The sequence below is a fragment of the Chitinimonas violaceus genome (assembly GCF_052601015.1).
The window spans coordinates 1-1524 of the sequence record NZ_JBQXDJ010000170.1; the positions used below are offsets into that span (position 1 = coordinate 1).

Annotated in this window: 2 protein-coding genes and 1 pseudogene; all 3 read right to left on the reverse strand. The window is 48.6% G+C overall.

Features of this window, described 5'->3' with window-relative positions:
• The coding region (locus ACUHMQ_RS20705) for a tyrosine-type recombinase/integrase (RefSeq protein WP_445297336.1) at positions 1 to 803 on the reverse strand (803 nt) is incomplete at its 3' end.
• A 62-nt stretch (positions 804 to 865) separates the two neighbouring features.
• Positions 866 to 1027: pseudogene (locus ACUHMQ_RS20710) on the reverse strand (helix-turn-helix domain-containing protein); the annotation flags it as partial.
• A 52-nt stretch (positions 1028 to 1079) separates the two neighbouring features.
• The gene (locus ACUHMQ_RS20715; protein ID WP_445297337.1) at positions 1080 to 1400 is read right to left on the reverse strand and encodes a hypothetical protein; all 321 of its coding nucleotides are present in this window, start codon (positions 1398 to 1400) and stop codon (positions 1080 to 1082) included.
• Positions 1401 to 1524: the final 124 nt, after the last annotated feature.

A 1524-nucleotide genomic window follows, 5' to 3' on the forward strand; every position in this document is an offset into this window, starting at 1 on the left:
TGCCGAACTGAGCTAGGAGCTCGGCGGGAATTGCCGGCAATTCCACCGGCTTGGCTTTCGGTTTGCGAGGCATACATTCTCCTTGGGAGCATGATATGCCTTGAACACGAAATTACTGACAGACCCTCATTCAGCGGTACGCCATGGGCTTGACCGGTTTTAAAGTCATCAGCTTCTACCCAACACGTTCGTCGGATCAAATCGACTCGATCCCACGTCATACCTAGGACATTGGCTTGCCTTAGACCTGTTGCTAAAGCGAAGCGAACGAATTGATTCTGGTGGGTTGGTAACTCCGCTAATAACCGTTGGACTTCTTCAACGGTCAGCCACCGTATGCGGCGCTTACGTTCGGGTAATGTTTTGATGAACGGTACTTTTTCAATCCAGTCCCATTCACCTTTAGCCTTACGAAATAGCGCCCTTAGTAAGCACAAATAGCGATTTTTCGTTGCATTTGTAGCGTCTACTAACGAAACCGCATCAATAATGTCCTCTCGCGTGATCTCGTCGAGGTACTTTCCTCCGAATTGTCCTAAATAGTGCCGTAAGAAAATCTTGTCGTTTCGTATGGAGCGTTTATGCCCCATTTCCTTAAGCCACAGTAAAGCGGCCTCTTTAAAGGTACGTCTGATTCGTTCGCCTAAGCGCTCCGCTCGCCATAAGTCAGACTTTAGGCGGTCGTGATACTCCTGCGCTTGGCTTTCATCGGTCGTCCCAGTAGAGCGTCTAATTCTTTTTCCACTTGGACTAATGATGTCAACGTACCAATTAGTGGAACTGCTGTGTTTGTAGATCGGCATGATTGCAACTTTTGTTCTGCCGACGCTTGCCGCGCGGGGCGAACATACTCGCCTCGGAGGAATGCTTCAAGATCGTCGGATAAAATGACGTAGGAACGGCCAACTTTCTTGCCTGGTGCTTTTCCTTGTCTGATGAGTACTCGCAGTGTTTCGTAGTGGCAGCGTGCGAGCGATGCGGCCTGTTCCAGGCTGTACGTTTGCAAGCCCGGCCAACTGTTGTTCAAGCTTTTCTCCTTATGTGTTTCATTTGTAGAAAAAGTCAGCGACTTGTTTCAACTAGATGCCTAAGCAGTGGGCGTTGTAAGCACTGTTGGGTAATTGCGCTTGTTGTGGGTGTTGTGCATCTGCTAGCAGGACAAGTTTCCCTTTGGGTAATCGTTTGGGTGGATGTCCAATAATTAGATTGAATACCGCTGTAGAAGCCTGGACGGGAAAGCGATAGCGCCAATTGGCTATTGAAGTCTCTCGCTTTCTTTCAATCTTCCCACTATCAAATAGCTGCTTAAGTAACACGTGCTTATTTGCAAGACTGAGTGCCTTATGAATATCGGTGGCGCTATGCCAGCCTGAGTTATTCTCCAGCCAGGTAACGATCATTGACCTGTCCTGACAACCGTAGACACACCCACTTCAAATGCAGACCAATTGCCTGCTGAATTTTTCTGCAAACACCGCCGGTGCCAAATTACCTAGCCGAGAGTGGCGTCGTTGGCGGTTGTAA

Excerpts from the sequence above, each read along its gene's own strand:
- ACUHMQ_RS20715 (WP_445297337.1), bottom strand. The coding sequence starts at position 1,400 with ATGATCGTTACCTGGCTGGAGAATAACTCAGGCTGGCATAGCGCCACC.